Consider the following 24,157-nt stretch of genomic DNA (forward strand, 5'->3'; position numbering starts at 1 on the left):
CATGAAGGGCGGATACTGGCTCAAGCTCACGGTAGTTGGCGTGGCGCCTGCAGCGCAATGGCGATCACTTTGGGTGACACCGGTTGCGGCTGAGTGATCGTTGATTATCTTGCAGCGCAACAAATCCTCCAGTTCCGAGCTTGCCCGTGGCGTCACCCTCCCCCGCCCCTGCCGCTGAACGCGCGCCCAACGTCAGGCTGATCCTGCTGGCTCTGGGCATGGGCGGTTTCGCCATCGGCGCCACGGAGTTCGCGGCCATGGGCATCCTGCCGTGGTTCGCGGCCGGACTGGGGGTGGATGAGCCGACGGCGGGCCATGTGATCAGCGCCTACGCCCTGGGCGTGGTTATCGGCGCGCCGGTGCTGGCGGTGCTCGGCGCGCGCATGTCGCGGCGGGTGCTGCTGATCGTCCTGATGGGCCTGTTCGCCCTCGCCAACGGACTTAGCGCCCTGGCGCCGACCTATGAGTGGATGCTGGTATTCCGCTTCCTCTCAGGCGTACCGCACGGGGCCTATTTCGGCGTGGCCGCCCTGGTCGCCGCCTCGGTGGCGCCCCCGGGCAAGCGCGCCCAGGCGGTCTCGCGAATCCTGCTGGGGCTGGCCATCGCCACCATCGTGGGCGTGCCCTTCGCCACCCTCGTCAGCCAGACCTTCGGCTGGCGCTGGGCCTTCGTCATCGTCTCGGTGCTGGCGCTCATCACCATGACGCTGGTCTATTTCCTCGTTCCCCGCGATCCGCGCCGCCCCGAGGTCAACCCCTTGCGCGAATTGGACGCCCTGAAACGCCGTCAGGTCTGGCTGACCCTCGGCGTCGGCGCCGTGGGCTTCGGCGGCATGTTCGCGGTCTACGCCTATTTCTCGGCCACCCTGCTGGCGGTGACCGGCGTCAGCGAGCCGGTGGTGCCGATCATGCTGGCCGTGTTCGGCCTCGGCATCGCGGCAGGCAACATCGGCTGGGGTTGGGCCGCCGACAAGCTGGGCTTCAAGGCCGCCGCCGTGCTGCTGAGCTGGAGCGCCATCACCCTGGCCATCTACCCCTTCGCCACCGGCCATCTGTGGTCCATGGCCGTCCTGGCCTTCATGGTCGGCATGGGCGGCGGGCTGGGCACCATCCTTCAGACCCGCCTGATGGATGTGGCCGGCGACGCCCAGACCCTGGCCGCGGCCCTGAACCACTCGGCCTTCAACACCGCCAATGCGCTGGGGCCCTTCCTCGCCGGCGCCGCGATCAGCGCGGGCTACGGCTGGTCCGTCACCGGCTGGGTCGGCTGCGCCCTGTCCATCGGTGGCCTGATCATCTGGACCGCCGCCTGGCTGGATCAGAAGCGGACCGACGCGCGCGCCTGCCCCGTCGTATCCTGAGCCCTACTCCTCCTGGATCAGAGCGAAGACCCCGGCCGGGAAGTCCAGCACGAAGCCGCCGGCCAGGGCGTCGCGTCCCAGACGGCCGAGAACGCCTTCACGACTGATCGCCTCCTCGACCACGCTGACGTTCGGCAGCGACACGGTGACGTCGTTCACGGTCAGGTTCAGGCTGGGCAGGGTCCAGCCCTGCACCCGGGTCTCGCCACCCGCCCCGCCGAACGCGAGGCCGGCGCGGCGCGCGGTGTCCAGCAGTTCGGGACTGCGCTCGATGGCGGAGTGCCTCAGCGAGGTGGTGTTGGCGCCGGTGTCCAGAGCGAACACTGCGGTCTGACCGGCCAGCTCCAGATAGATGTGCGGCGTCAGCCCCGCGACAAACAGGTTCCGGTCATCCGGGGCGGGTCCACTGCGGCGCCACGCCAGACGCTCGCCGTCCGCCATCTGCTCGAAACTGAGGCGTTCCAGGCGGGACAGCACGGGAAAGCCGAGGATGCCGTCAATCCGGTAAGCGCCTTCGGCGAAGGTCAGCGCCTCGTCGGGCATGACCAGAAATACCACGTCGTGAAAGACCAGAGACCCCAGGGCGAGCTGGTCCGCGACGGCCAGGTTGGCGCCGGCCGAGCTGGAGGTGACGCTGCCCACCGTCACATCGCCGCCCACCCGCCTCAGGCCCAGGGCGCGGGCCTGACTTTCGGTGGCGACGGACAGGTTGGCTCCGGTATCCACCACGAAGCCGCGCATCTGCCCGTTGATCGCGACCTCGGCGATGGCAAGCCCGGCCAGATCGCGGGCTAGCGGAACCGATCCTTCCACGTAGTTCGGCAGCGTCTGGGCCGGGGTTGACGCGAGGGCGGCGCTCACCGCCAGGGATTGTTGCAGGCCAAGGCTTTGCTCCTCATCCAGCGCCTGATCGCCCAGGGCGATCTCGAACGCCGCCGACGCCTCGGCGTAGCGCCCCTGGCGCAGCAGGACCCCGCCCAGGGTGGACGCCGCGGCCTGGCCGAGAGACGAATCGCTGCGGGTGTCACGGGTCAGGGGAGCAAGCAGGCTGATCGCCGCCGCGTCATTCAGGGCGAAGGCGGCGAGCACGCCCTCCAGCAGGCTGGCTTCAGGTCCGCCGGGCGGCAGCTCGTCGCGGGCCGCTTCGGCCACATGGGGATGAGCCCAGGTCTCGGGACGCGGATCAGCCAGGCCTGCGCCCGCCGTCAGCGCCAGAATGGCGGCGCCGGTCGTCAGCGCCCGCATCAGTTGCTGCATCATCGCTGTCCTTATCGCACGACCCCCGCCCATCCATGGCACGGGCGCCGGTCCGGGTCCGATGAATAATCGGTAAGCTCATACGGTTCCCGCCGCCCCCATCCTGACAGCGGTCGCGAACCCTGCTACAGGCCCGCGCCATGAGCGCAGCCGTCATCGTATTTCCGGGTTCCAACTGTGACCGCGACTGCAAGGTCGCCGTCGAACGCTCCACCGGCGCCAAGGTGGACATGGTCTGGCACGCCGATACCGAGCTTCCCTATGGCCTGGACCTGATCGTCCTGCCGGGCGGGTTTTCCTATGGCGATTATCTGCGCTCCGGCGCCATGGCGGCGCGGGCGCCGATCATGGACGCGGTCAAGAAGGCCGCCGACGCCGGCGTGGCGGTGGTGGGCATCTGCAACGGCTTCCAGATCCTGTGCGAGGCCGGCATGCTGCCGGGCGCCCTGATGAAGAACGCCGGGCTGAAATACGTCTGCAAGCCCATCGAGCTCCAGGTCACCAACGGCCAGACCCGCTTCACCGCCGCCTATCAGGGCCAGCGCGAGGTGGTTATGACCCAGGGCAACGGCGACGGGAACTACTTCGCCGACGAAGAGACCCTGGACCGGCTGGAGGGTGAGGGCCAGGTGGTGTTCCGCTATGTTTCGAACCCAAACGGCTCGGCCCGCGACATCGCCGGCATCGTCAACGCGCAAGGCAATGTGCTGGGCATGATGCCCCACCCCGATCGCGCCTTCGAAGCCGAGCTGGGCTCAGCCGACGGCGCCGCTCTGTTCCAGAGCATCATGGCCTCGGCCTGAACCCAACCGTTGCTTCATCCGTTTGACCGGCAACGGAAAATAACGGAGCTCGCCATGTCCAGACTCGCCATCCTCTTCGGCGGATTGCTGCTCAATCGCGGCTCGCGCCGCTTCGCCGGCCGCAACGCAGGCAAACTGGCCCTGGCCACCATGGTCTGGAGGCTGTTTTCGAACAGCCGTCGCAAGCGGCGCTAATCGCGCTTTACGGCGCCGCGCGCACCGCGCCATGATGGCGGCCTGTCGAAAGGGCCTTCCATGATCATCGTCCACCACCTCGCCGATTCCCGCTCGCAGCGCGTGCTGTGGCTGCTCGAGGAGCTGGGCCTGCCCTACGAGGTCCGTCGCTACGAGCGCGATCCCCACACCATGTTGGCCCCCGCCGAACTGAAGGCGATCCATCCGCTGGGCAAGTCCCCGGTGCTGGATGACGGCGACGTCCGGGTGGCCGAGACCGGGGCGATCATTGAATACCTGCTGGACACTCACGGCGAGGGCCGCCTGCGGCCCGCCCATGGGTCGGCGGAGCGCCACCGCTTCACCTACTGGCTGCACTACGCCGAGGGCTCGGCCATGCCGCCTTTGCTGCTGAAGCTGGTGTTCAGCCAGTTGCCGAAGCGCGCGCCCGGTCTGGTCAAGCCGATCGTCAACGGCATCGTCAAGGCGGCCAACAAGAGCTTCATCGATCCGCAGCTGAAGACTCACGCCGATTACTGGAACAGCGAATTGGGCCGTCAGGGCTGGTTCGCCGGCCCCGACTTCTCCGCCGCCGACATCATGATGAGCTTCCCGCTGGAAGCCGCCGCCACCCGCATGGCCGTAACGGAGGGACGCCCGAACATCGCCGCGTTCCTGGACCGCATCCATGCCCGCCCCGCCTGGCAGGCGGCGCTGAAGCGCGGCGGCCCCTACGCCTATTCCGGCTAGGGTCGCACCGGCTCACGTTTTCGCGAAACCGCCGTACGGCCCGCATCCCCACGCAACCCTGAGGGTCCTCGGCCGTTTAGGGTTGATGCGACTTTCAGTTATTCAGTACGTCTCGCTGGCCCTGGCCGGCATCGCCCTGGTCTTTGCCTTCCTTGCCGCCGGCGTGGCGGCGGCCTCCGGTCTGGCAGCGCTTCTTGTGGGCGCAGGCCTTCTCTGGCTCGGCTGGCGGGTGGTTCGCCATCGTCTTTCGCAAACGCGAGACACGACCGCTTGAAGTCCGCCGCGACGCAACCTATCCTCTCTGGCCGGTCGAAACGCCCTCGACCGGCATTTGTTTGCGTAAACACCTTGTCTTGGGGCGAATAAGAAAACCAATCGCACATGGAAAAAGTGCCGATGACGGTCGAGGGCTACGCCGCCCTCGATAGCCAGTTGAAGCAACTCAAGTCGGTCGAGCGCCCCGCGGTGATCGCCGCGATCTCGGAAGCGCGCGAGCACGGCGACCTGTCCGAGAACGCGGAATACCACGCGGCCAAGGAGCGCCAGGGCTGGATCGAGGGCCAGATCGCCGAGATCGAGGACAAGATCAGCCGTTCCCAGGTCATCGACGTGTCCAGGCTCAGCGGCGACCAGGTGAAGTTCGGCGCCACGGTCACCGTGGTCGACGAGGACACCGAGGAAGAAGGCCGCTACCAGATCGTCGGCGAACACGAAGCAGACGTGAAGCAGGGCAAGATCTCGGTCACATCGCCCATCGCCCGCGCCATGATCTCCAAGGAGGTCGGCGACGTGGTCGAGGTGAACACCCCCGGCGGCGTGAAGGCCTACGAGATCCTCAAGGTCGAGTGGAGATAGGACCGGCTCCCGTCTGGCTTATCACCAACGGGGCGACCGGCTCCGACGTTCAGGCACGCGGCGTGGCCGAAGCCCTGGGCGTCCGCCACGAACTCTTTGACGTGACCCCGAAAGCGCCCTGGCGCTGGCTGGCGCCGTGGGGACCGGTCGCGCCCGGTGAAGTGGGTGAAAGCGCCCGCTTTGCACCGCCGTGGCCGAAGCTGCTGATTTCGGTCGGGCGGCAGGCCGCGCCCTATGCCCGGGCCATCCGAACGGTCTCCGACGGCCAGGTCTTCACCGTCGCCCTGCAGGATCCAAAGACGGGCCCCAAAGCCTTCGACTTCATCTGGGCGCCTGAGCACGATCCGGTCCGCGGGCCCAATGTGCTCAAGACCCTGACCTCGCCGCATCGGCTTAACGCCGCGCGTCTGGCCGAGGAAGGCGCCCGGGCCGAGGCGGACCTCGCCCTCCTGCCCCGCCCCTTCGTGCTGCTGATGGTGGGCGGCCCCAACGGCGTCTATCGGTTCGACGAGGCCGAACTGGACCGCCTGCTGGCCCTGACGGACCAGGCTGCGGGAAGCGGAACCGTCCTGGCCACCGCCTCGCGCCGCACCCCGCCGGTGTTCACCGAGCGCCTGCGCCAGTGGGCCGCCGCCCGCACCGCCCGCCTCCATGACGGCTCCGGCCCCAATCCCTATGCCGGTTGGGTCGCCGCAGCGGACGCCATCATCGTCACCGCCGATTCCGTGAACATGGCGGGGGAAGCGGCCTCCACCGGCAAGCCGGTGCATGTGTTCCACCCGCCCGGCGCCGAGGGCTCCAAATTCGACCGCTACCATCAGGCCCTGGCCGCCACAGGCGCCACGCGGCCTTTCGAAGGACGTCTTGACGCATGGACCTATGCGCCGGTGGACGCGACGACCTATATTGCCGATGCGCTGCGGCGGCGTCTGGCCGAACGGGGCGTGGTTCTGAACGCGGAGTAGGCCCATGGCCCTGCTGGACATCGACAAGCTGAACGCCACGCCCCTGCGGCGCGAGCCCTATGACTTTCTGGTGGTCGAGAATTTCGTGAAACCCGAGGTCTTCGGCGAGGTCAGCCGCGACTTCCCGTCCATGGACGTGCCCGGATCAGTCCCCCCCAGCGAGCTCGACATCCACGGCCGCTTCGCCGAGATGCTGGCCGAGATGGACGGTCCCGCCTTCCGTCAGGCGGTGGAGGCCAAATTTGGCATCGATCTGGGCGGCAAGCCCACCATGTTCACCGTGCGCGGCCGCTGCCGCGCCACCGACGGCAAGATCCATACGGACTCAAAATCCAAGATCATCACCGTCCTGCTCTACATGAACGACGACTGGGATTCGGACGGCGGACGCCTGCGCATCCTCAACAGCGATGATCTGAACGATGTGGCCGCCGAGGTACCGCCCAACGGCGGGACCCTGCTGATCTTCCGCCGCTCGGACACCTCCTACCACGGCCACGAGCCCTTCGAGGGCAAGCGCCGCGCCATCCAGATGAACTGGGTCACCAGCGGCGGCGTCGTGGCCTGGGAGCAGTTCCGTCACCGCCTCTCGGCCATGTCCAAGAAGCGCAAGGGCGCCGCCGTCGAGCGGATGTAGGCCGGGTCTCAGTCTCCGCCGCCGCCGTCCCCGCCGCCGCCGCCAGCATCTCCCCCGCCGTCGGAAGACTCCATTTCGTTCCGCGCCTTGCCGGACGATGTATCGGTCGCCGGAACCGACCCGTCCCCGTCCTTCGCGCGCCGGTCAGAGCGCCGGGAGGCCTCCATGCTCACGGCGAAGCTCACGCCGATCGCCACGCCTAGCGCGAGCCCCAGAGCGATGTTGTCCAGGGCCACCCCGAACGCAGTCCCCACAGCGACGCCCGTGGCGATCGCCACCGACGGACCCGTCGCGCCCATATTTTTCGATTTTTTGTCCTCAGCCATATGCATCCCCCGTGTCGCAAACCCGATGATTGCACCCTAGATTGGGAGCATGTCGAATCCCCAAGCCCCCCGCACCGCCCAGCCTCGCCTTGTCAGGGTCGCCATCATCGGCTCAGGCCCCGCCGGCTGGACCGCCGCCATCTACGCCGCTCGCGCCATGCTGGAGCCCGTGGTCATCGCGGGCCTGCAGCCCGGCGGCCAACTGACCATCACCACCGAAGTCGAGAACTATCCCGGTTTCGCCGAGGTCATCCAGGGCCCGTGGCTGATGCAGCAGATGCAGGCCCAGGCCGAGCACGTGGGAACCGAAGTGATCCACGACATCGTGGTCGAGGCGGACCTGTCCCGGCGCCCGTTCCGGCTGAAGCTGGATTCCGGCGGCGAGATGCTGGCCGAGACGGTCATCATCTCCACCGGCGCCCAGGCCAAATGGCTGGGCCTGCCGTCCGAGCAGAAATTCCAGGGCTTCGGCGTCTCCGCCTGCGCCACCTGCGACGGCTTCTTCTATCGCAACAAGGAAGTGGTCGTGGTCGGCGGCGGCAACACGGCGGTGGAGGAAGCCCTGTTCCTCACCAATTTCGCGTCGAAGGTCACCGTGGTGCACCGCCGCGACGAGTTCCGCGCCGAAAGAATCCTGCAGGAGCGCCTGTTCGCCAACCCCAAGGTCGAGGTGATCTGGAACCACGGCGTCGACGAGGTGCTGGGCACCGAAAACCCCATGGGCGTCACCGGCCTGCGGCTCAAGCACACCCAGACCGGCGAGACCCGCGAGGTGTCCTGTGACGGCTTCTTCGTCGCCATCGGCCACGCCCCGTCTTCGGAGCTGTTCAAGGGCCAGCTGGAGATGAACGACGGCGGCTATCTGAAGGTTAAGCCCGGAACCACCGCCACGGCCATCCCGGGCGTCTGGGCGGCAGGCGACGTCACCGACGACGTCTATCGTCAGGCCGTGACGGCGGCGGGCATGGGCTGCATGGCGGCGCTGGAGGCCGCGCGCTTCCTGGCCGAGGTCGACCACGCCGCAGCGGGCGACCCGATCAGCCACAAGGAAGCGGAGAAGATCGGGGCCTGGTAAAGCTCTAGGCGAACAGCCGCAACTCAGCCGGCGCGGCCGTCGCGGGCTCGCCCTTGCGGCGGCGCAGGGCGTAGTCGACGGCGGTCTGCACGGCGTACTCGCAAGCCGGCTTGGTCAGCACGCCAATGGTCCCCGCCACGCCGTCGCGCACCATGCCGGGGTTGGCGGTCATGTAAAGAACGGTGACGTTCTGTTCATTGGCCAGTTCGCGGCCCAGGTCGACACCGGTCGGGCCGTCGGACAGATGAATGTCCACCAGCGCCAGGTCCACCGAGGTTTCCAGCACGACGTTGCGGGCCGACTGGGCGTCGGCCACGGTGTCCACGACCTCATATCCGAGATCCTCCAGCACGAAGCGCAGCTCCATCGCCACGATCGCTTCGTCCTCGATGATCAGAATCCTCGGTTTCATGTCCTCAACTCAAAGCCCCCTGAGGGCCCTCCGCTGTCCGTAACGCCTGTCGGCGTTACAGGGTTTCACTCGCCTCTGCCGCCGCCCTGCGACGAGACAACGCAGTGGACGGAAGATCTGCTGTGAGGGTCAAACCTTGCGGCTCCCATCTTCGTTCCAATTTTCCGCCCAGTTGATTTTCCACCGACAGAATTGCCAGGCTTGAACCGAAACCGGAATGGCGCGGCTCGTGGCCGATGATCGGTCCGCCCTGCTCGACCCAGATCAGGACGAACCGGTCGTCCCGGTTTACCGTGGTCAGCAAGACACGGCCCCCCGGCGCGGACAGGGCCCCGTACTTGGCGGCGTTCGTGGCCAGTTCGTGGAACAGCAGCGCCACCGACGTCGCCGCCTGATCGTCGAACGCGGCGTCGTCGCCCGCCAGGATCACCCGCGGGGCGCCGTCCTCGGCCGTATAGGGGCGGAAGAGATCAGCCAGGAACGCGTGCAGGGTCATGTCGCCCACAGTCGGCCGTGATACATCCGTGTGGGGCCGCACGAACTCGTGGGCGCGGGCCAGGGCCCCGATGCGGGTGCGCAGGTCCCGCGCGAAGGGCGCAGCCTCCGGATGCTTGCGGGCCGACAGGGCGGTCAGGGACGACACCACCGCGAAGATGTTCTTGATCCGGTGGCTCAGCTCCTGGCTCAGCACCTCCTTGTGCTGCTCCATGCGCTTCAGATCGTCGATGTCCGTGCAGGTCCCGAACCAGCGGGCGATCTGGCCGTCCTCGTCCCTGAGCGGCATGGCCCGGCCCAAGGTCCAGCGATAGACGCCCGAATGGTGTCTCAGCCGATACTCCACCTCATAGGGCTCGCCGGTCTTGAGCGAATGCTCCCAGAGCGCCCGGGCGCGCGCCTGATCATCCGGGTGGAACATGCCGTTCCAGCCCTCCCCGTCGGTGGACCCGCCCGGAACGCCGGTGAACTCGTACCAGCGGGCGTTGTAATAGTCGTGGAATCCGTCGGGCCGGGTGGACCACACCATCTGGGGCATGCTGTCGGCCAGAACCATGAAGCGGGGGTCGCTGGCGGGCAGCGCCTCCTGCGTCCTGCGGCGATCATCAGCCTCATCAGCGGCGGTGGTCTCGATCGTGACGCGGTCGTTCATGACGCTCCGGCGGCGGCGCCCACGCCTGTCGCGCGGGCCTGAAAATGAATGCAGAACCTGCAACATCGTTGCAGTACAGGGGCTTGCGGCGTTCTCAGCCGCCGGGGGCGCCCACTTCCTCGACATCGAGGACCGTTACGCCCGGCGGCGGGGAGACCCGCTCCACCGCCGTCGCCGCGCGACCTTGTTCAAAGTCGGCCAGACGCGCGTTGATCGCCGCCACGTCCTCGGCGGTGGGCTGGCGACGCCCGCCGAGGCTGACGACGCCCACGACCCGAGTCGCGCCGTTGATCTCCACCGTGCGCGGCGCTGTGCCCGACGCCTCGGCCAGGCTTTCGAGATCGTCTCTGGTCGACGCCGTCTGGAAACGCGCCTGCGCGAACCTCGCCTCGTCGATCACCGGCTCACGTCCGGCGTGGGCCTGGATGAAGGCCGCCGTGTCGCCCAGGGCCCCGTTCCAGCGATAGAAGATGTGGGCGCCGATCTGGCGGATCTTGGTCACCGTCGGCGCCCACCAGGGGTGCACATAGTCGGCGTGGTAGTGGGTCGCGGTGCCCACCTCGGTCGCCACGTGGCCGGCCAGGGCCCGGTGGGCCACCGTCTCGGCCCGTCGCCAGGCCCAGTCTACCGGCGCCTGGGACAGAGCGCCGTCGCAGGTAAAGCTGAACTGACATCCGGTGGTGCGCTCGGCGCCTTCGAACACCACGCCGCAGACGGTGTTGGGATAGTTGGGATCACGAACGCGGTTCAGCACCACCTGCGCCACCGCCTCCTGCCCCAGGGTGCTTTCCAGCGCCGCCTCATAATAGACCGCCTGGGTCAGGCAGCGCTGGGCGCGGCGTCGATCATCGGCGGTGGCCGCGTTGAACACGAAGGGCCGAGCGGGACGCAGCGCACCGACTGCCGCGCCCATGGCCGCATTCAGCCGGAATGCCTCGGCGCCGGAGGCTGTGGCGTCCAGTCGGGGCCGTCCGCTCAGGGTCAGGGTCTCCCACCCCGGCGTGAGTCCGGGAATGCCCGGTCCGCCGAACGCGGGATCATGTCGCCGCGCCAGAGCCAGGCTGGCGGGGTCGAGACGGCCGGACACCGCCAGCAGCCCGGCCTCGTTCAGTTGCCCCTGGGTCAGGCGCGCCAGCCCTGCGGCCGTGTGGTCCGACTCCGGACGCACCGTCGAACTGGCCGACATGGCCAGGGCCAGGGCGCCTACGACGACAGGCGCGGCCGTGACGATGCGCCACGTCCGCTTCAGGGCCTGTCTGACGTCATGGGTCCGCATCGGCGCTCCGGGTCTGGCGCGACATCGCGCCCTCGCGTTCTCATAACCGCATTTTCCGGCGGTTTCGTGTTCCGATCTTACGACCGGTTCACCTCACTGGGTCGTGGCGCGCAGCATCCAGGCGGTCTTCTCGTGCGCCGCCAGGCGCTGGGTCAGAAGGTCGGCCGTGGCGTCGTCACCGGCGTCGTCGGCGGTCTCGATGGCCTTGCGCAGGGTGGCGATGACCGTGCCGTGGTCGCTGACCAGATCCTCGATCATGGCCTGGGCCGTCTTTTCGGGGTCGCCGTCCTTGATGCCGGTCTGGTTGCCGAAGGTAGCGAAGCCCTGGGGCGCGGTTTCGTCCAGCGAACGGATACGCTCGGCGATCTCGTCCAGCGCCGCCCACTGCTCACGGTATTGCTCTTCCAGCATGTTGTGCAGGCTGAAGAACTCCGGCCCGCGCACATTCCAGTGGTAGCCGTGGGTCTTCAGATACAGGGCGAAGCTGTCCGCCAGCACCTTCTTCAGCTCGACGGCGATGTCGGCGCGGTCAGCCTTCTTAAGGCCGGTGTCCATCTTGGCGGTCATGGTTGCTCCTTGGGGTCGACTCGGGGTGGTGTTGAGGTAGGAACGGCAGGGGCTACTGCAAGGCCTTTTCGTGCCCGGCCCACTGTTCCTTCAGCGCCGGAACGCGTTTGGCGTCAAAGCGTTGCCATGCACAACAGCCGCGCCTTCGCGAACCGACGAAGCGAGTACAGCGGCTATCGGGGGAAGAATGTCCTCAGGGGCGAGCGGCACGGTCAGACCGGAACGGACGGCGGACCGGATTTTCCGGCGCCTCGCCCTGTCGCGCGACCGTGGACCGGGTCACGCCCTGCTTATCGGCGTGGCCGGCGCGGCCGTTGGCATCCTGATCCGTCTCAGCCTGCAAGGCGTTTACGGCGGCGCCTCGGGACTGATGCTCTACCTGCCCGGCATCCTTCTCGCCGCCTTGTGGGCGGGACGGCTCGCCGGCTTCACCGCATTGATCCTGGGCATCGCCACGGCCTGGGGCCTGACCCTCCTTCCGGGCATGTTCCCCGCCGACCCCGTGCGCAATCTGGTCAATACAGCCTCTTTCTCCCTGACGGGCGTGTTCGGCGTCATCCTGGCGGCGTCCCTGCGCAAGACCCTGCGATCGCTGGACCGCTCCTTCACTGACCTGCAGGCTTCGGCCGCCGCCCTCGACGAAGGCGAGGCCCGGTTCCGGCTGGTCAGCGAGGACGCGCCGGTCATGCTGTGGATGAGCGATGAACAGGGGGCATGCGTCTACCTGAACAAGGCCCAGCGGGTGTTTTGGGGCGCACCTGAGGATCTGGCCCTGTTCGACTGGGCGTCCGCCCTGCATCCGGAAGACGCCGCGCGGGTGCATCAGGTCGCCGCCGACGCCGCCCTGGCCGGACAGGGCTTCGAGGTGGAGGCTCGCTACCGCCGCCATGACGGCCAGTGGCGCATCGTGCACACCAACGCCAGTCCGCGTCTGGATTCGGAAGGCCGCTTCTTCGGCATGATCGGCGTCAATCTGGACGTCACCGACACCCGCATGGTGGAGGAGGCCTTGCGTGAGAACGAGGCCGAATTGACCGCCATGGTCGAACAGGCGGCCGCCGGCATCGTCAAGGCCGACCTCGCCGGCCGCATCCTCAAGGTCAACGACCGCTTCTGCGAGATGCTCGGCTATTCCCGCGACGAGATCGTCGGCATGACCACCGCTGACATCACCCATCCCGACGATGTCGTGCCGACCGGGGCGGTGCTCAGGAACGCAGCCGTTCAGGCGGACGGCGTCAAGATCGAGAAGCGCTATCGTCGCAAGGACGGCCACGACTTCTGGGCCCTGACCACCGTGCGCGTCGGCCGCGAGGGCTCCGACACCAGCCCCTGGCTCATGGCGGTGATCACCGACATTTCGGACACCAAGGCGGCCGAGGCGGCGCTGCGGGAAAGCGAGTCCCGCTTCCGCCTGCTGGCTGACACCGCCCCCGCCCCGGTCTGGCTGACCAACGAAGAGGGCGAGGTCGAGTTCGTCAACGAGGCTCTGGTGGAGTTCTACGGCCGCCCGGCCGAGGACCTGCGCGGCCATATCTGGAAAGACACCCTCCACCCGGATGACCTGGCCGCCGTGGCGAAAACCCAGGCCGAGGCCCGGTCCGCCCGGCGTCCTTATGGCTTCGAGGCCCGCTTCCGCAACGCCTCGAACGACTGGTGCTGGATGCGGGTCAGCGTCAAACCGCGCTTCGACCCGGACGGCGCCTTCCGCGGCTATGTGGGCATGTCCTTCGACGTCACCGAAACCCGCAACGCCCTGGACCGCATGGCCCGGGACGAGCGCCGCCAGACCTTCCTGCTGGGCCTGACGGACAGGCTGCGCGACCTGGATGATCCCGACGAGATCATGCTCGCCGTCGAAAGCGCGCTTGGCGAAACCCTGGAGGTCCAGCGCGTGGGCTATGGCGAAGTGGACGACAACCTCGGCGTCGTCACCTTCGGCCGCGACTGGACCGATGCCGTGGCCAGCGCCGAGGGCGACTGGTCGCTGGACGCCTTCGGCGAGGCGGTGATGCAGGAGCTGGCCGCCGGCGCGATCGTCCGGGTCAGCGACGTGCGCAAGGATCCCCGCACCCGCGACGCAGCGGCGACGTTCGAGTCCATCGACACCCGCGCCCTGGTGCGCGCGCCGCTGGTGCGTGGCGGGCGTCTGCGCGCCTTCCTCTATGTCCATGACAGTCATCCCCGCCCGTGGACCGATGCCGAGGTCGAGCTGATCGAGGAGGTCGCCGACCGCACCTGGGCCGAGCTGGAACGAGCCCGCGCCGAGGCCCATCTGCGCGAAAGCGAAAGCCGCTTCCGCGACATCGCCGACACGGCCCCCGTGCTGATCTGGGTGACCCGCGCCGACCGCGTCCGGTCCTTCGTCAACCAGGCCTATGTGGAGTACATGGGCGCGGACTACGAGACGGTGCGCACCGCCGAGTGGCGCGCGTACCTGCACCCCGACGACCACGACCGGATTCTCGCCGAGTCCCTGGCGGGCGAGGCCACCGGCATGCCGTTCTCGCTGGAAGGCCGCTACCGTCACCACTCGGGCGAATATCGCTGGCTGCGCTCCTTCTCCCGCCCGCGCCTCGACGCCCAGGGCCAGGTCATCGGCTTCGTGGGGGTGGCCTTCGACATCAACGAGGCCAAGCGGGCCGAGCAGGACCTCAAGCGCATCAATGAGCTGCTGGCCGAGAAGGTCTCCGAGGCCCTTGAGGAAAAGGCCCAGGCCGAGCAGGACCTGATGCACGCCCAACGCATGGAGGCGGTGGGCCGCCTCACGGGCGGCGTGGCCCACGACTTCAACAACCTGCTGACTGTGGTCATCGGCGCCCTGGACATGATCCTCAAGTCGCCCGACGACGCCGCGCGCCGCCAGAAGATGGGCGAGGCCGCCCTCGCCGCCGCCCGGCGCGGCGAACGCCTGACCCACCAGCTGCTGGCCTTCTCGCGGCGTCAGGCCCTTCGGCCGGAGCCCTGCGACCTCAACGCCCTGATCCGCGAGAGCGAACCCCTGCTGCGCCGGGCCATGGGCGAGGCCGTGGATTTCCGCCTTGATCTCAAACAGGCGGGCGCCTTCGCCCGCGTCGACGCCGCGCAGTTCGAGGCCGCCCTGCTCAACCTCATCGTCAACGCCCGCGACGCCATGGGCGAGCAGGGACATCTGGGCATCACGACCGAAAGCTGCGACCTGCCCGGCGGTCCGGTGGGAGCGCCCCACATCTGTGTGACGGTGGAGGATTCCGGCGAGGGCATGAGCGACGAGGTGCGCAACCGCGTGTTCGAACCCTTCTTCACCACCAAGGCCGTGGGCAAGGGCACGGGCCTGGGGCTGAGTCAGGTCTACGGCTTCGCGCGCCAGAGCGGCGGCGACGTGCGCATCGAAAGCGCGCCCGGCAAGGGGACCCGGGTGCGCCTGTACCTGCCCGCTCTCGCCCGCGAGGACATGGGCGAGGTCGTCTTGCCAGAAGAGACCGCACCCGCCTCCGTCACCGGCCGACGGGTTCTGCTGGTCGAGGACGACCAGGCCGTGTCGGCGGTGGCCATGGACATGCTGGTCAGCTTCGGCCTCGACGTGGTGGCGGTGGAGAACGCCGACCAGGCGCTCACCGCGCTGGAGGCCAGCGCCTTCGACCTGATGCTGACCGACATCGTCATGCCGGGCGGCATGAGCGGGATCGAGCTTGCCCGCGAGGCCGCCGGGCGCTGGCCGGACATGCACATCGTGCTGACCTCGGGCTATGCGGGCGATGACGTGGACAAGGCCCTCAAGGATGCGCCCTGGCCCCTGTTGCCCAAGCCCTACGCCAGCGAGGAACTTCAGCGTCGCCTGGGCGAGATCCTGTCTCTCGACTGATCGATTTCCCTTGCATCGGAGCCCTGGAGTCCTACATTAAGCCCACTTATGCTCACTATCAGCATAAGTCGCCGGTCTCGACCCCTTCCGGGCCGGCGTTTTTAGGAACCTGGATTTGCTCACATCGAGCAAAACTGGAGGCGACCATGGCGGACGGACAAATGCTTATCGCGCCGGACCCTGCCCGTGACAGCGATCCGGTGTGGGACAAGGTCAAGGACCACGTCACCCCCGCCGAGTGGGCCCTGCACGCCCCCCTGATCGCCGAGATCAACGCCCTGAAAGTTCAGCGCGATGCGGTCATTCTCGCCCACAATTACATGACGCCGGAAATCTTCCACGGCGTGGGGGATTTCGTGGGCGACAGCCTCGCCCTGGCCAAGGAGGCCGCGCGCTCGGACGCGAAGGTGATCGTTCAGGCCGGCGTGCACTTCATGGCCGAGACCTCCAAGATCCTGTCCCCGGACAAGACCATCCTGATCCCCGACCCGCTGGCGGGCTGTTCGCTGGCCTCGTCCATCACCGGCGCCGACGTGCGCCTGATCAAGCAGCGCTATCCGGGCCTGCCGGTGGTCACCTATGTGAACACCACCGCCGACGTGAAGGCCGAGACCGACATCTGCTGCACCTCCGCCAACGCTGTTCAGGTGGTGGAGTGGGCGGCGAAGGCATGGGGCGTGGACCGGGTCATCCTGATCCCCGACGAATACCTGGCCCGCAACGTGGCCGCCCAGACCGATGTGAAGATCATCGCTTGGAAGGGCGCCTGCGAGGTGCACGAGCGCTTCACCGCCGCCGACATCGCCGAGATTCGCGACGCCTGGCCGGGCGCGGTGGTGCTGGCCCACCCCGAGTGCCCGGAGGACGTGCTGAACGCCGCCGACTTCGCCGGCTCCACCGCCGCCATGAACGACTATGTGATGAAGAACCGCCCCGCCCAGGTGGTGCTGATCACCGAATGCTCCATGGCCTCCAACATAGCCGGCGAGGCGCCGGAGGTGAAATTCATCGGCCCGTGCAACATGTGCCCGTACATGAAGCGCATCACCCTGGAGAAGATCCGCGACTCCCTGCGCGACATGACCTTCGAGGTCACCGTGCCCGAGGACATGGCCGAACGCGCCCGTCTGGCGGTCCAGCGCATGGTCGATCTGCCCCCGCCTGAAAAGCCCGCCCGTTACGATCTGGTCCGCGCCCGCGGCCACCAGGTCGCGGTCGAGATGATCTGATGAGCGACCTCCGCCCCGGCCCGACAAGTCCGGCAAAGGCCGGACCCTGGGGCGCCGTGGGCGACCCGGCCCCCTCCCCTGCGCGCGCCCGCACGCCTGCCCGCCGCGCCGTCGAGGACGAGAACCCCGGCCAGAACCTGATCTGGGCGCTGGTCTCCACCGCGCTTCTGGCCGGGCTGCTGTGGTGGCTGATGGGCTGGGTCTATGCGCTGGCGGGCATCGTCGGCCTGCTGGTGCACGAGTACGGCCACGTGCTGGCCATGAACCGCCTCGGCATGGGCCCGGCGCGCATCTTCATCATCCCGTTCCTGGGCGGCGCGGCCCGGGGCGCGCGGGGCGCAGCCAGCGAGTGGATCGGCGTGCTGGTGTCTCTGGCCGGTCCCGCCTTCGGCCTGATCGCCGCCATCCCGTTCTTCGCCGTCTGGGCCGTCACCGGCGATCCCGTCTGGCTGCAGGGCGCATGGTTCGTGGCCATCATCAATCTGCTCAACCTCGCCCCCGCCCCGCCGCTGGACGGCTCGAAGGCGCTGGGCCCGGTGCTGGCCCGCATCCATCCGCTGCTGGAGAAGGCCGCCCTTCTGGGCATCGGGGCCCTTGTCGTGATCTGGGGCCTTCAGAACCGCGCCTACATCCTCGCCATCTTCCTGGCGCTGGGCGTGTTCAGCCACCTGCGGCGCGGTGCCTGGCGGCCCGATACCGCCCGGCTCAGCTGGAGTCAGGCGGGCGCCAGCCTCGGCCTGTTCCTGGCCACCGGCGCGGCCTGCGCCGCCGTCGGCCTCGCCGCCATGGCGCTCTACACCGGCGCCGGCCTGCCCGCCGCCCTGACCACCTCCGGTCGCTTCCTGGGATTGTCCTCATGAGCGTCCAGCGCCTCCATCACGACGGTCCCCTGATCGTGGGCGCAGGGCTGGCAGGCCTGTCCGCCGCCCTCGCCGCCGCGCCGCGCCCGGTGCTGGTGGCCACGCCCGCACCCGTGGGTCAGGCCGCCGCCTCCGCCTGGGCGCAAGGGGGCGTCGCCGCCGCCCTGTATCCCGACGACAGCGCCGAGCTGCACGCCGCCGACACCACGGCCGCCGGGGCGGGCCTGAACGACGCCGCCGCCACCCTTGCCCTGACCCGCGCCGCGCCCGAAACCATCCAGCGCCTGTTCGATCTGGGCGCCCCGTTCGACCGCGACGCCTCGGGCCGCTTCGCCCAGAGCCTCGAGGCCGCCCACTCCCGCCCCCGCATCGTGCGCGCCGGCGGCGACGGGGCGGGCCGCGCCATCGTGCAGGCCCTCGGGGCCGCCGCCGCCGCCGCGCCCCACATCACCCTGCGGTCCGGCCTGACCCTCGCCGCCCTGATCCAGGACGCGGACGGCCGCGTTCGCGGCGCCGCCTTCCGTCAGGACGACGGGTCGCTCATCGAGATCCTGGCCCCCGCCGTGATCCTCGCCACCGGGGGCGTGGGCGGGCTCTACGCCGTCACCACCAACCCGGCCCAGCTGCGCGGCGAAGGTCTGGGGCTGGCCGCCCTGGCCGGCGCCGAGATCCTCGATCCCGAGTTCGTCCAGTTCCACCCCACGGCGCTGGACGTGGGCGCAGACCCCGCTCCTCTCGCCACCGAGGCCCTGCGCGGCGAGGGCGCGCGCCTGATCGACCGCGACGGCGCGCCCGTCGTGGAGCACCCCTTGGGCGATCTGGCCCCCCGCGACATCGTCGCCCGCAGCGTCCACGCCGCCCGCGCCGCCGGGCGGGGCGTCTTTCTGGATGCGCGAGAGGCTGTGGGCGCGGTCTTCCCCGAGCACTTCCCCGCCGTCTTCGCCGCCGCCATGGCTGCCAGGATCGACCCCCGCGTCCAGCCCATGCCCGTGGCCCCGGCGGCGCACTATCACATGGGCGGAATCGCCGCCGACACGGACGGTCGCACCAGCCTGCCTGGCCTGTTCGCCGTGGGCGAGTGCGCCGCCACCGGCGTGCACGGCGCCAACCGTCTGGCCTCCAACTCCCTGCTGGAGGCCGCGGCCTTCGGCTGGCGCTCCGGCCTGGCCGCACGCCACGAGCCGGACGCCCCGGCCGCCCCGCTCGTGCCCGTTATCGCGCCCGAGGCGCTGCCCCCCGTCGCCCTGCAGCAACTGCGCCTGGCCATGAGCCTGCACGCCGGCGTGGTGCGCGACGCCGGGGGGCTGTCCGCGCTGATAGACCTGATCGACGGCCTCGAGGCGACCCACGGCCCCGCCCCCGCCCTCGTCACCGCCTGCCTGATCGCCCAGGCCGCGCTGGAGCGCCGGGAAAGCCGGGGCGGACACTTCCGCGCCGACCATCCCGAAACCGCCGCCGACGCGCGCCACACCCGCCTGAAGCTATCACCTCTGGTTGAATCGTCTTTTCGATTTGCGGCAGAGTAGTCATATTGGCGTCGGGAGACCGATCATGACCAACCCGGGTTTCGAGGAAGCGCCACACCCTTTCCGCTTCGACTTTGATGATTTCGAGCGGATCAGCCAGGCCGGGGTCTTCGCGCGAGCGCAAAAACGGGTCGAGTTGCTGGATGGGGAAATCATCGAGATGGCGCCCATATCCGCCAGTCACGGCGACCTGACGGTTGAACTGGCCGTTCTCCTGACCAACGCCTTGAGAACGCTCGAGTTGAAAGAGCCGCTGAAAGTCAGCGGCCATGTCAGCCTGCGGATCGGCGAACACAGCGCGCCTGAGCCCGATATCCTTCTGGCCCGTCCGCCTGAGGGCCGCGTCTACTACGAAGCGGCCGACGCCGTGCTGGTCATCGAAATCTCCATCTCGACGCGAAACAACGACCTGAAGATCAAGACTCCCCTTTACGCCCGCGCGGGCATTCCCGAACTCTGGATCGTCGAGCCCGAAAACCGGCGCGTCCGGGTCTGTCGCCATCCCCGGCCGGACGGAACATGGGCGGAAGAAACGACCGTGACCGAGGGCTCCATAAGCCCGCTTTTAGCGCCGGGGATGGACATCAGCCTTTCGGACCTGTTCTGACCACCCCATGAGCCTTCCCCCCATCATGATTGAACCGGTGATCCGCGCCGCCCTGGCCGAGGATCTGGGTCGGGCCGGCGACGTCACCGCCGCCGCCTGCATCCCCGCCGCAACCCGCTGGACCGCCGTCTTCGCGGCGCGACAGGCCGGGACCGTCGCCGGACTGGACTGCGCCTGCCTGGCCATGACCATGCTCGACCCCGGGGCCCGCTTCACCGCCCGCGTGCAGGACGGTGAGACGGTCGCCGCCGGAACGGTGCTGGCCGAGGTGGAGGCCGACGCCCGCGCCATCCTGTCGGCCGAGCGCACGGCCCTGAACCTGCTCGGGCGTCTGTCGGGCATCGCCACCCTGACCCGGGCCCATGTGGACGCCGTGGCCGGGACCGGCGCCCGCATCGCCGACACGCGCAAGACCACGCCCGGCCTGCGCGCGCTGGAGAAGCACGCCGTGGCCATGGGCGGCGGGCTGAACCACCGCTTCGGTCTCGACGATGCCATCCTCATCAAGGACAACCACATCGCCGTCTGCGGCGGGGTGGGCGAGGCCATCCGCCGGGCCCGCGCCCATGCGGGGCACCTGATGAAGATCGAGGTGGAGGTGGACGGCCTGCACCAACTGGACGAAGCCCTGGCCGAACGGCCCGACGTGGTCATGCTGGACAATTTCAGCCTCGACGACCTGCGCGCAGCCGTCGCACGGGCGAAGGGGCAGGTGGTGCTGGAGGCATCGGGCGGGGTGAACCTTCAGACCGTGCGCGCCATCGCCGAAACCGGCGTCGACGTGATCTCGGTGGGCGCCCTGACCCATTCGGCCCCGTCGCTGGACGTGGGTCTGGACGCCGGCTGAACGCCGCTCTGGAACCGCAGGGTCCCGCCGTCGGTTTTCACGCCATGTTCAAGCGTAAACAACGCGCGGCGCGCCCCGCCGTTCATCAGATCGACGCCGCCCCGGTGGAAGACAGAGTCTCCCACGACACGGATGGCGGCGTAAGCATGTCAGCCCCCAAGGGAACCGACGGTGAGCCGGACGATTTCGGCACATCCCGTCTCAACGCCCCGCCTGAGTCGCTGGGGATTGCGCCCCGGCAGACGGATTAGGCGGCGTCTTCCTCGGCGGCCGGCGCCGGGGCAGCCTGCGGGCGAGCCTGCACGCGCGTGGCGGGCGTTTCCTGGGTCGCGGGCTCTGCGACCGGGCGGGCTTCACGCTCGGCCATGCTCTCCTGAGCCCACAGCACCGTATAGGCAACCGCATTGCCGGCCTGACGAACCGTCTCGGCGGGATCGAGGCTGGCCTGGATCACCTGGGTGTCGGACGCCGTAGACGGGCGCGCCGCATAGGTGAAGGCGCCCGATGCGCCGTTGCGGCCGCCGAAGCGATAGAACAGGTGGCTGCCCACCTGCCCGACCGGCACCAGCGAATGACGCCAGCGCGGCGACACCGCCGTGGTGTGGAAATGGGTGGCGTTTCCGACGGGCGCGTAGACCTGGCCCGACAGGGCGGACGACGCCACATCGTGGGCCCGGCGCCAAGCCGACTGGGTCACGCCGCGACGCATGGCGCCGTTGCAGGTGAAGCTGAACTGGCACCCGGTCGAGCGAGCCGCGCCCTGATAGACCACGCCGCAGACGCTGTTGGGGAAGGCCCCGTGGCGGGCGCGGTTCAGGACCACCTGGGCCACGGCCTGCATGCCGGCCCGGCCTTCGCCACGCGCTTCGTAATAGACGGCCTGGGTCAGGCACTCCAGATCGCGCGAGGCGTCCAGGGCGCCAGCCATGCGGAAGGGTTGGGCCGCCGAGCCGGTATCGCTGATGCGGCGCAGCCCCGCGTCCGTGCTGGAACTGGCGCGCAGGCTTTCCAGCCGCGCGGTCAGTAGTTCAGCCTGCCGGTCCCGCTGGGCCGAACCGGCCACGGTGTAGGGGTCATGCCGCCGCGCGATCGACAGCGCGCTCTCGTTCAGTCCGCCGGCCGCAGCCGACAGCGCCTCTTCGGTGAAGCCCACCGCGGTCGCGCCGGCGATGCGCTCGGCCTGAACCCGCGTGGTCGTCGCCTTGGCCACGGTGCCGCCCAGATAGGCGCAGCCGATGGCCAGGCCCACCAGTCCGCCGAGCGCCGCGGCCGCCGTTGTGGGGCGCAGCTTCGGGGCATGCGCCGACGTCGTAATATCAGACGTGGGCGTGGGCTTCCGTGAGGAATTCGACAAGGATGCAGTCCTGGGCAACAGGGGCAGGATTGCGCCCCCAGGCAGTCTGCCCCCTCGACGCAAGTTCGGCGCCGGTTACGCAGGGGCGGGTCCGCCGGTCAACTTCCCGTGACTGGCGAGGCCGCGCTTAAGCCACCGGAATATGGCGTCAATGTGGACGATTCGCAATCGCCCTTCGCGGCGCAGCAATTCGTCGCACCGGAGCAACACCGGCAAGATTATATCTGCTGACAGCGGCATGATTATCGCCACTGACCTTGCCTCTATCGTATTGGTTGATCTCGGAAGCAACTCATGGCGGGAAAATTAAATGCAGGAAAGCACCACGCGGTCGCGTAAATAGTCATTGCATTGCCGCGCCGCATAAGAACATCTTGCGACGACGCTGCGGCTGGAACCCCGACCGCGGCGACAGCGTTACTCAACGGTTAAGCTGGAGAATAGTCATGCGTCGCCTCACTCAAGTTCTGATCCTGTCCGCCGGTCTCGTGGGTCTTACCGCCTGCGGCGCCAACATGCAGCAGCGCGCCGCCACGGGCGCCATCACCGGCGCCGTGGTCGCCGGACCTGTGGGCGCGGCCGTCGGCGGCGCCGCCGGCGCGGTGGTGTCACGCAGCCAGGGCGAACCGGACTAGGTTTCCGTCCAGCACAGAGGGCGCGCCGTCAGATTTTCAGCGCGCCCTCATGCGCCAGGAGCCACGCCTTGCGCTCCAGCCCGCCCGCGTAGCCGGTCAGCTTGCCCGAGGATCCCACCACCCGGTGGCAGGGCACGATGACCCCGACCGGATTGGCCCCGTTGGCCAGCCCCACGGCCCGCACCGCCGTGGGCGAGCCGATCCGCGCCGCCAACTGGCCATAGGTCTCGGTCCGTCCGGCCGGGATTTCCGTCAGGGCCGCCCACACCCGCCGCTGGAAAGCTGTCCCGCCGGTGGCCCACGGGATGCGCTTCAGCGCCTCCACCTCGCCGCCGAAATAGTCCAGCACCGCCTCGCGCACGCCCGCCGGCGCCGCGCCGGCCTCGAGCATCACCGCCCCGTAGTGCAGCCGCAGCAGCCGCCGCATGCGCGCTTCGTAATCGGCGAAGTCGAAGGCGCGCACCACGCCCTCGCCGTCGAACACCACCAGCACCTCGCCCAGCGGCGTGGCGATCCGGTCCAGCTGAAACGTCTCAGGCCGCTTCGTCATGTCTCGTCTCCTGTTCGATCAGCGCCGCCACGCCCAGGCCCTCGGCCATGAGGTGCGCCGCGCCATACGCCCGCCACGGCCGCCAGCTTTCGGCCCGCGCCACGATCCGCTCATCATCCGTATCCAGCCGGTCGCTCAGCAGCGCGCCCGCGTCCTCCACATCCCAGTCGCCGACCAGCCGCAGGCCGGACCGCCGGCTCACCAGCGGCGCCAGCACAGGATCGGCGGACAGGTGGGCCGCGATCATGGCGGGGTCGGCGGTCAGGTCGAACACCCGCCGCACCCGCGCCAGCACGCCCGGCAGCCCCGTGATGTCCGGAATTGACACATGCACCGCCAGCCGGTCGCGCCCGGTCGGTTCCACCGTCACCGCCCCGCCGCCCTCGATCTCGCGCATCCAGCGCCCGTCATCGACCCGCTCCAGCGGCGCGGCCCGCGTCGCCAGGGCCGCAAGCATCCTGCCCCAGTCGTAGGGCGGGCGGTAGGCCAGCATCAGCCGCACCCCCTCCCCCGGCGCCGCATCGGGCGCCGTGCCCCGCCGCAGGGCCGAGGGCGGACGATGATACAGCCGCTGGAAGGTCTCGTTGAACCGCCGCACGCTGCCGAAGCCCGCCGCCATGGCGACCTCGGCCATGGGCATGCGCGTCTCCTGGATCAGCTGTTTGGCCAGCAGCACCCGCCGGGTCTGGGCCACGCTGACCGGCGCGGCGCCCAGATGCTGGCGGAACAGGCGGCGCAGCTGCCGCTCGCCGACCCCCAGCCGTCCGGCCAGCGCCTCCACGTCACCGTCATCGAGCGCGCCGGCCTCGATCAGGGCCAGCCCCCGGCTGACGGTATTGGAGGTGCCCCGCCACGCGCCCATATCGGGGGCCGTCTCGGGCCGACAGCGCAGACAGGGCCGAAACCCCGCTTCCTCCGCCTCCGCCGCCGAGCGGTAGAAGCGGATGTTCTCCCGCTTCGGCGTGCGCGCCGGACAGATGGGGCGGCAATAGATCCCGGTGGTCTTCACCCCGCCGAAAATCTTGCCGTCGAACCGGGCGTCCCGGGCGACGATGGCGCGATAACAGGCGTCCTGATCCAGTTCCATGCCGCGCAGGATG

The 24,157-nt window shown here is 69.0% G+C and carries 25 protein-coding genes; 16 read left to right on the forward strand and 9 right to left on the reverse strand.

Annotated features, from left to right (window positions below):
* Positions 1-146 precede the first annotated feature (146 nt).
* A complete protein-coding gene (locus ACK4SE_RS02100; RefSeq protein WP_409688074.1) occupies positions 147-1,361 on the forward strand; it encodes an MFS transporter in 1,215 nt (404 codons plus the stop codon).
* A gap of 3 nt (positions 1,362-1,364) precedes the next feature.
* On the opposite strand, the gene ACK4SE_RS02105 is transcribed toward ACK4SE_RS02100, so the two are convergent.
* Positions 1,365-2,621 carry a TIGR02281 family clan AA aspartic protease gene (locus tag ACK4SE_RS02105; protein ID WP_409688077.1) on the reverse strand — a complete coding sequence of 419 codons (1,257 nt, stop codon included), beginning with the start codon at positions 2,619-2,621 and terminating at the stop codon, positions 1,365-1,367.
* Between the two features lie 137 nt (positions 2,622-2,758).
* On the opposite strand from ACK4SE_RS02105, the gene purQ reads away from it, so the two are divergent.
* The 7 genes from purQ to ACK4SE_RS02140 all read left to right on the forward strand — a co-directional run bounded on the left by purQ (position 2,759) and on the right by ACK4SE_RS02140 (position 6,802).
* The gene (gene purQ / locus ACK4SE_RS02110; RefSeq protein WP_409688080.1) at positions 2,759-3,421 is read left to right on the forward strand and encodes a phosphoribosylformylglycinamidine synthase subunit PurQ; all 663 of its coding nucleotides are present in this window, start codon (positions 2,759-2,761) and stop codon (positions 3,419-3,421) included.
* Positions 3,422-3,475: 54 nt separating this feature from the next.
* Entirely contained in the window at positions 3,476-3,616 is a 141-nt protein-coding gene (locus ACK4SE_RS02115) for a hypothetical protein (RefSeq protein ID WP_409688082.1), read from the forward strand.
* Positions 3,617-3,676: 60 nt separating this feature from the next.
* Complete coding sequence (locus ACK4SE_RS02120; protein ID WP_409688085.1) at positions 3,677-4,345, forward strand: glutathione S-transferase; 669 nt, start codon at positions 3,677-3,679, stop codon at positions 4,343-4,345.
* A gap of 85 nt (positions 4,346-4,430) precedes the next feature.
* Positions 4,431-4,619 (forward strand): hypothetical protein, encoded by a 189-nt coding sequence (locus ACK4SE_RS02125; RefSeq protein ID WP_409688088.1) that lies wholly within the window; start codon positions 4,431-4,433, stop codon positions 4,617-4,619.
* Positions 4,620-4,726: 107 nt separating this feature from the next.
* On the forward strand, positions 4,727-5,200 hold the full coding sequence (gene greA, locus ACK4SE_RS02130; RefSeq protein WP_409688091.1) for a transcription elongation factor GreA: 474 nt from the start codon (positions 4,727-4,729) through the stop codon (positions 5,198-5,200).
* Positions 5,191-6,165 (forward strand): mitochondrial fission ELM1 family protein, encoded by a 975-nt coding sequence (locus ACK4SE_RS02135; RefSeq protein WP_409688094.1) that lies wholly within the window; start codon positions 5,191-5,193, stop codon positions 6,163-6,165. The genes greA and ACK4SE_RS02135 overlap by 10 nt, the downstream gene beginning before the upstream one ends.
* A 4-nt stretch (positions 6,166-6,169) precedes the next feature.
* Positions 6,170-6,802 (forward strand): 2OG-Fe(II) oxygenase, encoded by a 633-nt coding sequence (locus ACK4SE_RS02140; RefSeq protein ID WP_409688096.1) that lies wholly within the window; start codon positions 6,170-6,172, stop codon positions 6,800-6,802.
* Positions 6,803-6,810: 8 nt separating this feature from the next.
* Here ACK4SE_RS02140 and ACK4SE_RS02145 read toward each other — a convergent pair whose 3' ends face one another.
* Entirely contained in the window at positions 6,811-7,128 is a 318-nt protein-coding gene (locus ACK4SE_RS02145; RefSeq protein ID WP_409688099.1) for a hypothetical protein, read from the reverse strand.
* A 49-nt stretch (positions 7,129-7,177) separates the two neighbouring features.
* Here ACK4SE_RS02145 and trxB point away from each other — a divergent pair, with 49 nt between their 5' ends.
* Positions 7,178-8,203, forward strand: a complete 1,026-nt coding sequence (gene trxB / locus ACK4SE_RS02150; protein WP_409688102.1) for a thioredoxin-disulfide reductase — start codon at positions 7,178-7,180, stop codon at positions 8,201-8,203.
* A gap of 4 nt (positions 8,204-8,207) precedes the next feature.
* On the opposite strand, the gene ACK4SE_RS02155 is transcribed toward trxB, so the two are convergent.
* The 4 genes from ACK4SE_RS02155 to ACK4SE_RS02170 all read right to left on the reverse strand — a co-directional run bounded on the left by ACK4SE_RS02155 (position 8,208) and on the right by ACK4SE_RS02170 (position 11,605).
* Positions 8,208-8,615, reverse strand: a complete 408-nt coding sequence (locus ACK4SE_RS02155; RefSeq protein ID WP_409688105.1) for a response regulator — start codon at positions 8,613-8,615, stop codon at positions 8,208-8,210.
* Positions 8,616-8,670: 55 nt separating this feature from the next.
* Positions 8,671-9,762 carry a sensor histidine kinase gene (locus ACK4SE_RS02160; protein ID WP_409688108.1) on the reverse strand — a complete coding sequence of 364 codons (1,092 nt, stop codon included), beginning with the start codon at positions 9,760-9,762 and terminating at the stop codon, positions 8,671-8,673.
* 94 nt (positions 9,763-9,856) lie between these two features.
* Positions 9,857-11,038: a cell wall hydrolase gene (locus ACK4SE_RS02165; protein ID WP_409688111.1), complete on the reverse strand. Its 1,182-nt coding sequence runs from the start codon at positions 11,036-11,038 to the stop codon at positions 9,857-9,859.
* Between the two features lie 93 nt (positions 11,039-11,131).
* The gene (locus ACK4SE_RS02170; RefSeq protein ID WP_409688113.1) at positions 11,132-11,605 is read right to left on the reverse strand and encodes a Dps family protein; all 474 of its coding nucleotides are present in this window, start codon (positions 11,603-11,605) and stop codon (positions 11,132-11,134) included.
* 187 nt (positions 11,606-11,792) lie between these two features.
* Here ACK4SE_RS02170 and ACK4SE_RS02175 point away from each other — a divergent pair, with 187 nt between their 5' ends.
* The 6 genes from ACK4SE_RS02175 to nadC all read left to right on the forward strand — a co-directional run bounded on the left by ACK4SE_RS02175 (position 11,793) and on the right by nadC (position 20,518).
* A complete protein-coding gene (locus ACK4SE_RS02175; protein WP_409688116.1) occupies positions 11,793-15,449 on the forward strand; it encodes a PAS domain S-box protein in 3,657 nt (1,218 codons plus the stop codon).
* 146 nt (positions 15,450-15,595) lie between these two features.
* Positions 15,596-16,678, forward strand: a complete 1,083-nt coding sequence (nadA, locus tag ACK4SE_RS02180) for a quinolinate synthase NadA (RefSeq protein ID WP_409688119.1) — start codon at positions 15,596-15,598, stop codon at positions 16,676-16,678.
* Positions 16,678-17,538, forward strand: coding sequence for a metalloprotease (locus ACK4SE_RS02185; protein WP_409688122.1), 861 nt, complete (start codon positions 16,678-16,680; stop codon positions 17,536-17,538). Before nadA ends, ACK4SE_RS02185 begins: the two co-directional genes overlap by 1 nt.
* Positions 17,535-19,064, forward strand: a complete 1,530-nt coding sequence (locus ACK4SE_RS02190; RefSeq protein WP_409688125.1) for an L-aspartate oxidase — start codon at positions 17,535-17,537, stop codon at positions 19,062-19,064. Before ACK4SE_RS02185 ends, ACK4SE_RS02190 begins: the two co-directional genes overlap by 4 nt.
* A 25-nt stretch (positions 19,065-19,089) precedes the next feature.
* Positions 19,090-19,671: a Uma2 family endonuclease gene (locus ACK4SE_RS02195; protein ID WP_409688128.1), complete on the forward strand. Its 582-nt coding sequence runs from the start codon at positions 19,090-19,092 to the stop codon at positions 19,669-19,671.
* A 7-nt stretch (positions 19,672-19,678) separates the two neighbouring features.
* A complete protein-coding gene (gene nadC / locus ACK4SE_RS02200; RefSeq protein ID WP_409688131.1) occupies positions 19,679-20,518 on the forward strand; it encodes a carboxylating nicotinate-nucleotide diphosphorylase in 840 nt (279 codons plus the stop codon).
* Between the two features lie 247 nt (positions 20,519-20,765).
* Here nadC and ACK4SE_RS02205 read toward each other — a convergent pair whose 3' ends face one another.
* The gene (locus ACK4SE_RS02205) at positions 20,766-21,767 is read right to left on the reverse strand and encodes a cell wall hydrolase (RefSeq protein WP_409688134.1); all 1,002 of its coding nucleotides are present in this window, start codon (positions 21,765-21,767) and stop codon (positions 20,766-20,768) included.
* A 551-nt stretch (positions 21,768-22,318) separates the two neighbouring features.
* Between ACK4SE_RS02205 and ACK4SE_RS02210 the strand changes: the two genes are divergently transcribed.
* Positions 22,319-22,507, forward strand: a complete 189-nt coding sequence (locus ACK4SE_RS02210) for a hypothetical protein (protein ID WP_409688137.1) — start codon at positions 22,319-22,321, stop codon at positions 22,505-22,507.
* 28 nt (positions 22,508-22,535) lie between these two features.
* Here the strand turns inward: ACK4SE_RS02210 and ACK4SE_RS02215 are convergent, their stop codons facing one another.
* Positions 22,536-23,057, reverse strand: a complete 522-nt coding sequence (locus ACK4SE_RS02215; RefSeq protein ID WP_409688140.1) for a methylated-DNA--[protein]-cysteine S-methyltransferase — start codon at positions 23,055-23,057, stop codon at positions 22,536-22,538.
* Positions 23,041-24,144, reverse strand: coding sequence for a bifunctional transcriptional activator/DNA repair enzyme AdaA (locus ACK4SE_RS02220; RefSeq protein ID WP_409688143.1), 1,104 nt, complete (start codon positions 24,142-24,144; stop codon positions 23,041-23,043). Before ACK4SE_RS02220 ends, ACK4SE_RS02215 begins: the two co-directional genes overlap by 17 nt.
* Positions 24,145-24,157: the final 13 nt, after the last annotated feature.

The organism is Brevundimonas sp. (assembly GCF_046293315.1).
Lineage (GTDB): Bacteria > Pseudomonadota > Alphaproteobacteria > Caulobacterales > Caulobacteraceae > Brevundimonas.

What these genes read in the sequence shown, in the direction of transcription:
- ACK4SE_RS02105 (WP_409688077.1), bottom strand. Translation starts at nt 2,621, where the DNA reads ATGATGCAGCAACTGATGCGGGCGCTGACGACCGGCGCCGCCATTCTG.
- purQ (WP_409688080.1), top strand. Translation starts at nt 2,759, where the DNA reads ATGAGCGCAGCCGTCATCGTATTTCCGGGTTCCAACTGTGACCGCGAC.
- ACK4SE_RS02115 (WP_409688082.1), top strand. Translation starts at nt 3,476, where the DNA reads ATGTCCAGACTCGCCATCCTCTTCGGCGGATTGCTGCTCAATCGCGGC.
- ACK4SE_RS02120 (WP_409688085.1), top strand. Translation starts at nt 3,677, where the DNA reads ATGATCATCGTCCACCACCTCGCCGATTCCCGCTCGCAGCGCGTGCTG.
- ACK4SE_RS02125 (WP_409688088.1), top strand. Translation starts at nt 4,431, where the DNA reads ATGCGACTTTCAGTTATTCAGTACGTCTCGCTGGCCCTGGCCGGCATC.
- greA (WP_409688091.1), top strand. Translation starts at nt 4,727, where the DNA reads ATGGAAAAAGTGCCGATGACGGTCGAGGGCTACGCCGCCCTCGATAGC.
- ACK4SE_RS02140 (WP_409688096.1), top strand. Translation starts at nt 6,170, where the DNA reads ATGGCCCTGCTGGACATCGACAAGCTGAACGCCACGCCCCTGCGGCGC.
- ACK4SE_RS02145 (WP_409688099.1), bottom strand. Translation starts at nt 7,128, where the DNA reads ATGGCTGAGGACAAAAAATCGAAAAATATGGGCGCGACGGGTCCGTCG.
- trxB (WP_409688102.1), top strand. Translation starts at nt 7,178, where the DNA reads ATGTCGAATCCCCAAGCCCCCCGCACCGCCCAGCCTCGCCTTGTCAGG.
- ACK4SE_RS02155 (WP_409688105.1), bottom strand. Translation starts at nt 8,615, where the DNA reads ATGAAACCGAGGATTCTGATCATCGAGGACGAAGCGATCGTGGCGATG.
- ACK4SE_RS02160 (WP_409688108.1), bottom strand. Translation starts at nt 9,762, where the DNA reads ATGAACGACCGCGTCACGATCGAGACCACCGCCGCTGATGAGGCTGAT.
- ACK4SE_RS02165 (WP_409688111.1), bottom strand. Translation starts at nt 11,038, where the DNA reads ATGCGGACCCATGACGTCAGACAGGCCCTGAAGCGGACGTGGCGCATC.
- ACK4SE_RS02170 (WP_409688113.1), bottom strand. Translation starts at nt 11,605, where the DNA reads ATGACCGCCAAGATGGACACCGGCCTTAAGAAGGCTGACCGCGCCGAC.
- ACK4SE_RS02175 (WP_409688116.1), top strand. Translation starts at nt 11,793, where the DNA reads ATGTCCTCAGGGGCGAGCGGCACGGTCAGACCGGAACGGACGGCGGAC.
- nadA (WP_409688119.1), top strand. Translation starts at nt 15,596, where the DNA reads ATGGCGGACGGACAAATGCTTATCGCGCCGGACCCTGCCCGTGACAGC.
- ACK4SE_RS02185 (WP_409688122.1), top strand. Translation starts at nt 16,678, where the DNA reads ATGAGCGACCTCCGCCCCGGCCCGACAAGTCCGGCAAAGGCCGGACCC.
- ACK4SE_RS02190 (WP_409688125.1), top strand. Translation starts at nt 17,535, where the DNA reads ATGAGCGTCCAGCGCCTCCATCACGACGGTCCCCTGATCGTGGGCGCA.
- ACK4SE_RS02195 (WP_409688128.1), top strand. Translation starts at nt 19,090, where the DNA reads ATGACCAACCCGGGTTTCGAGGAAGCGCCACACCCTTTCCGCTTCGAC.
- nadC (WP_409688131.1), top strand. Translation starts at nt 19,679, where the DNA reads ATGAGCCTTCCCCCCATCATGATTGAACCGGTGATCCGCGCCGCCCTG.
- ACK4SE_RS02210 (WP_409688137.1), top strand. Translation starts at nt 22,319, where the DNA reads ATGCGTCGCCTCACTCAAGTTCTGATCCTGTCCGCCGGTCTCGTGGGT.
- ACK4SE_RS02215 (WP_409688140.1), bottom strand. Translation starts at nt 23,057, where the DNA reads ATGACGAAGCGGCCTGAGACGTTTCAGCTGGACCGGATCGCCACGCCG.
- ACK4SE_RS02220 (WP_409688143.1), bottom strand. Translation starts at nt 24,144, where the DNA reads ATGGAACTGGATCAGGACGCCTGTTATCGCGCCATCGTCGCCCGGGAC.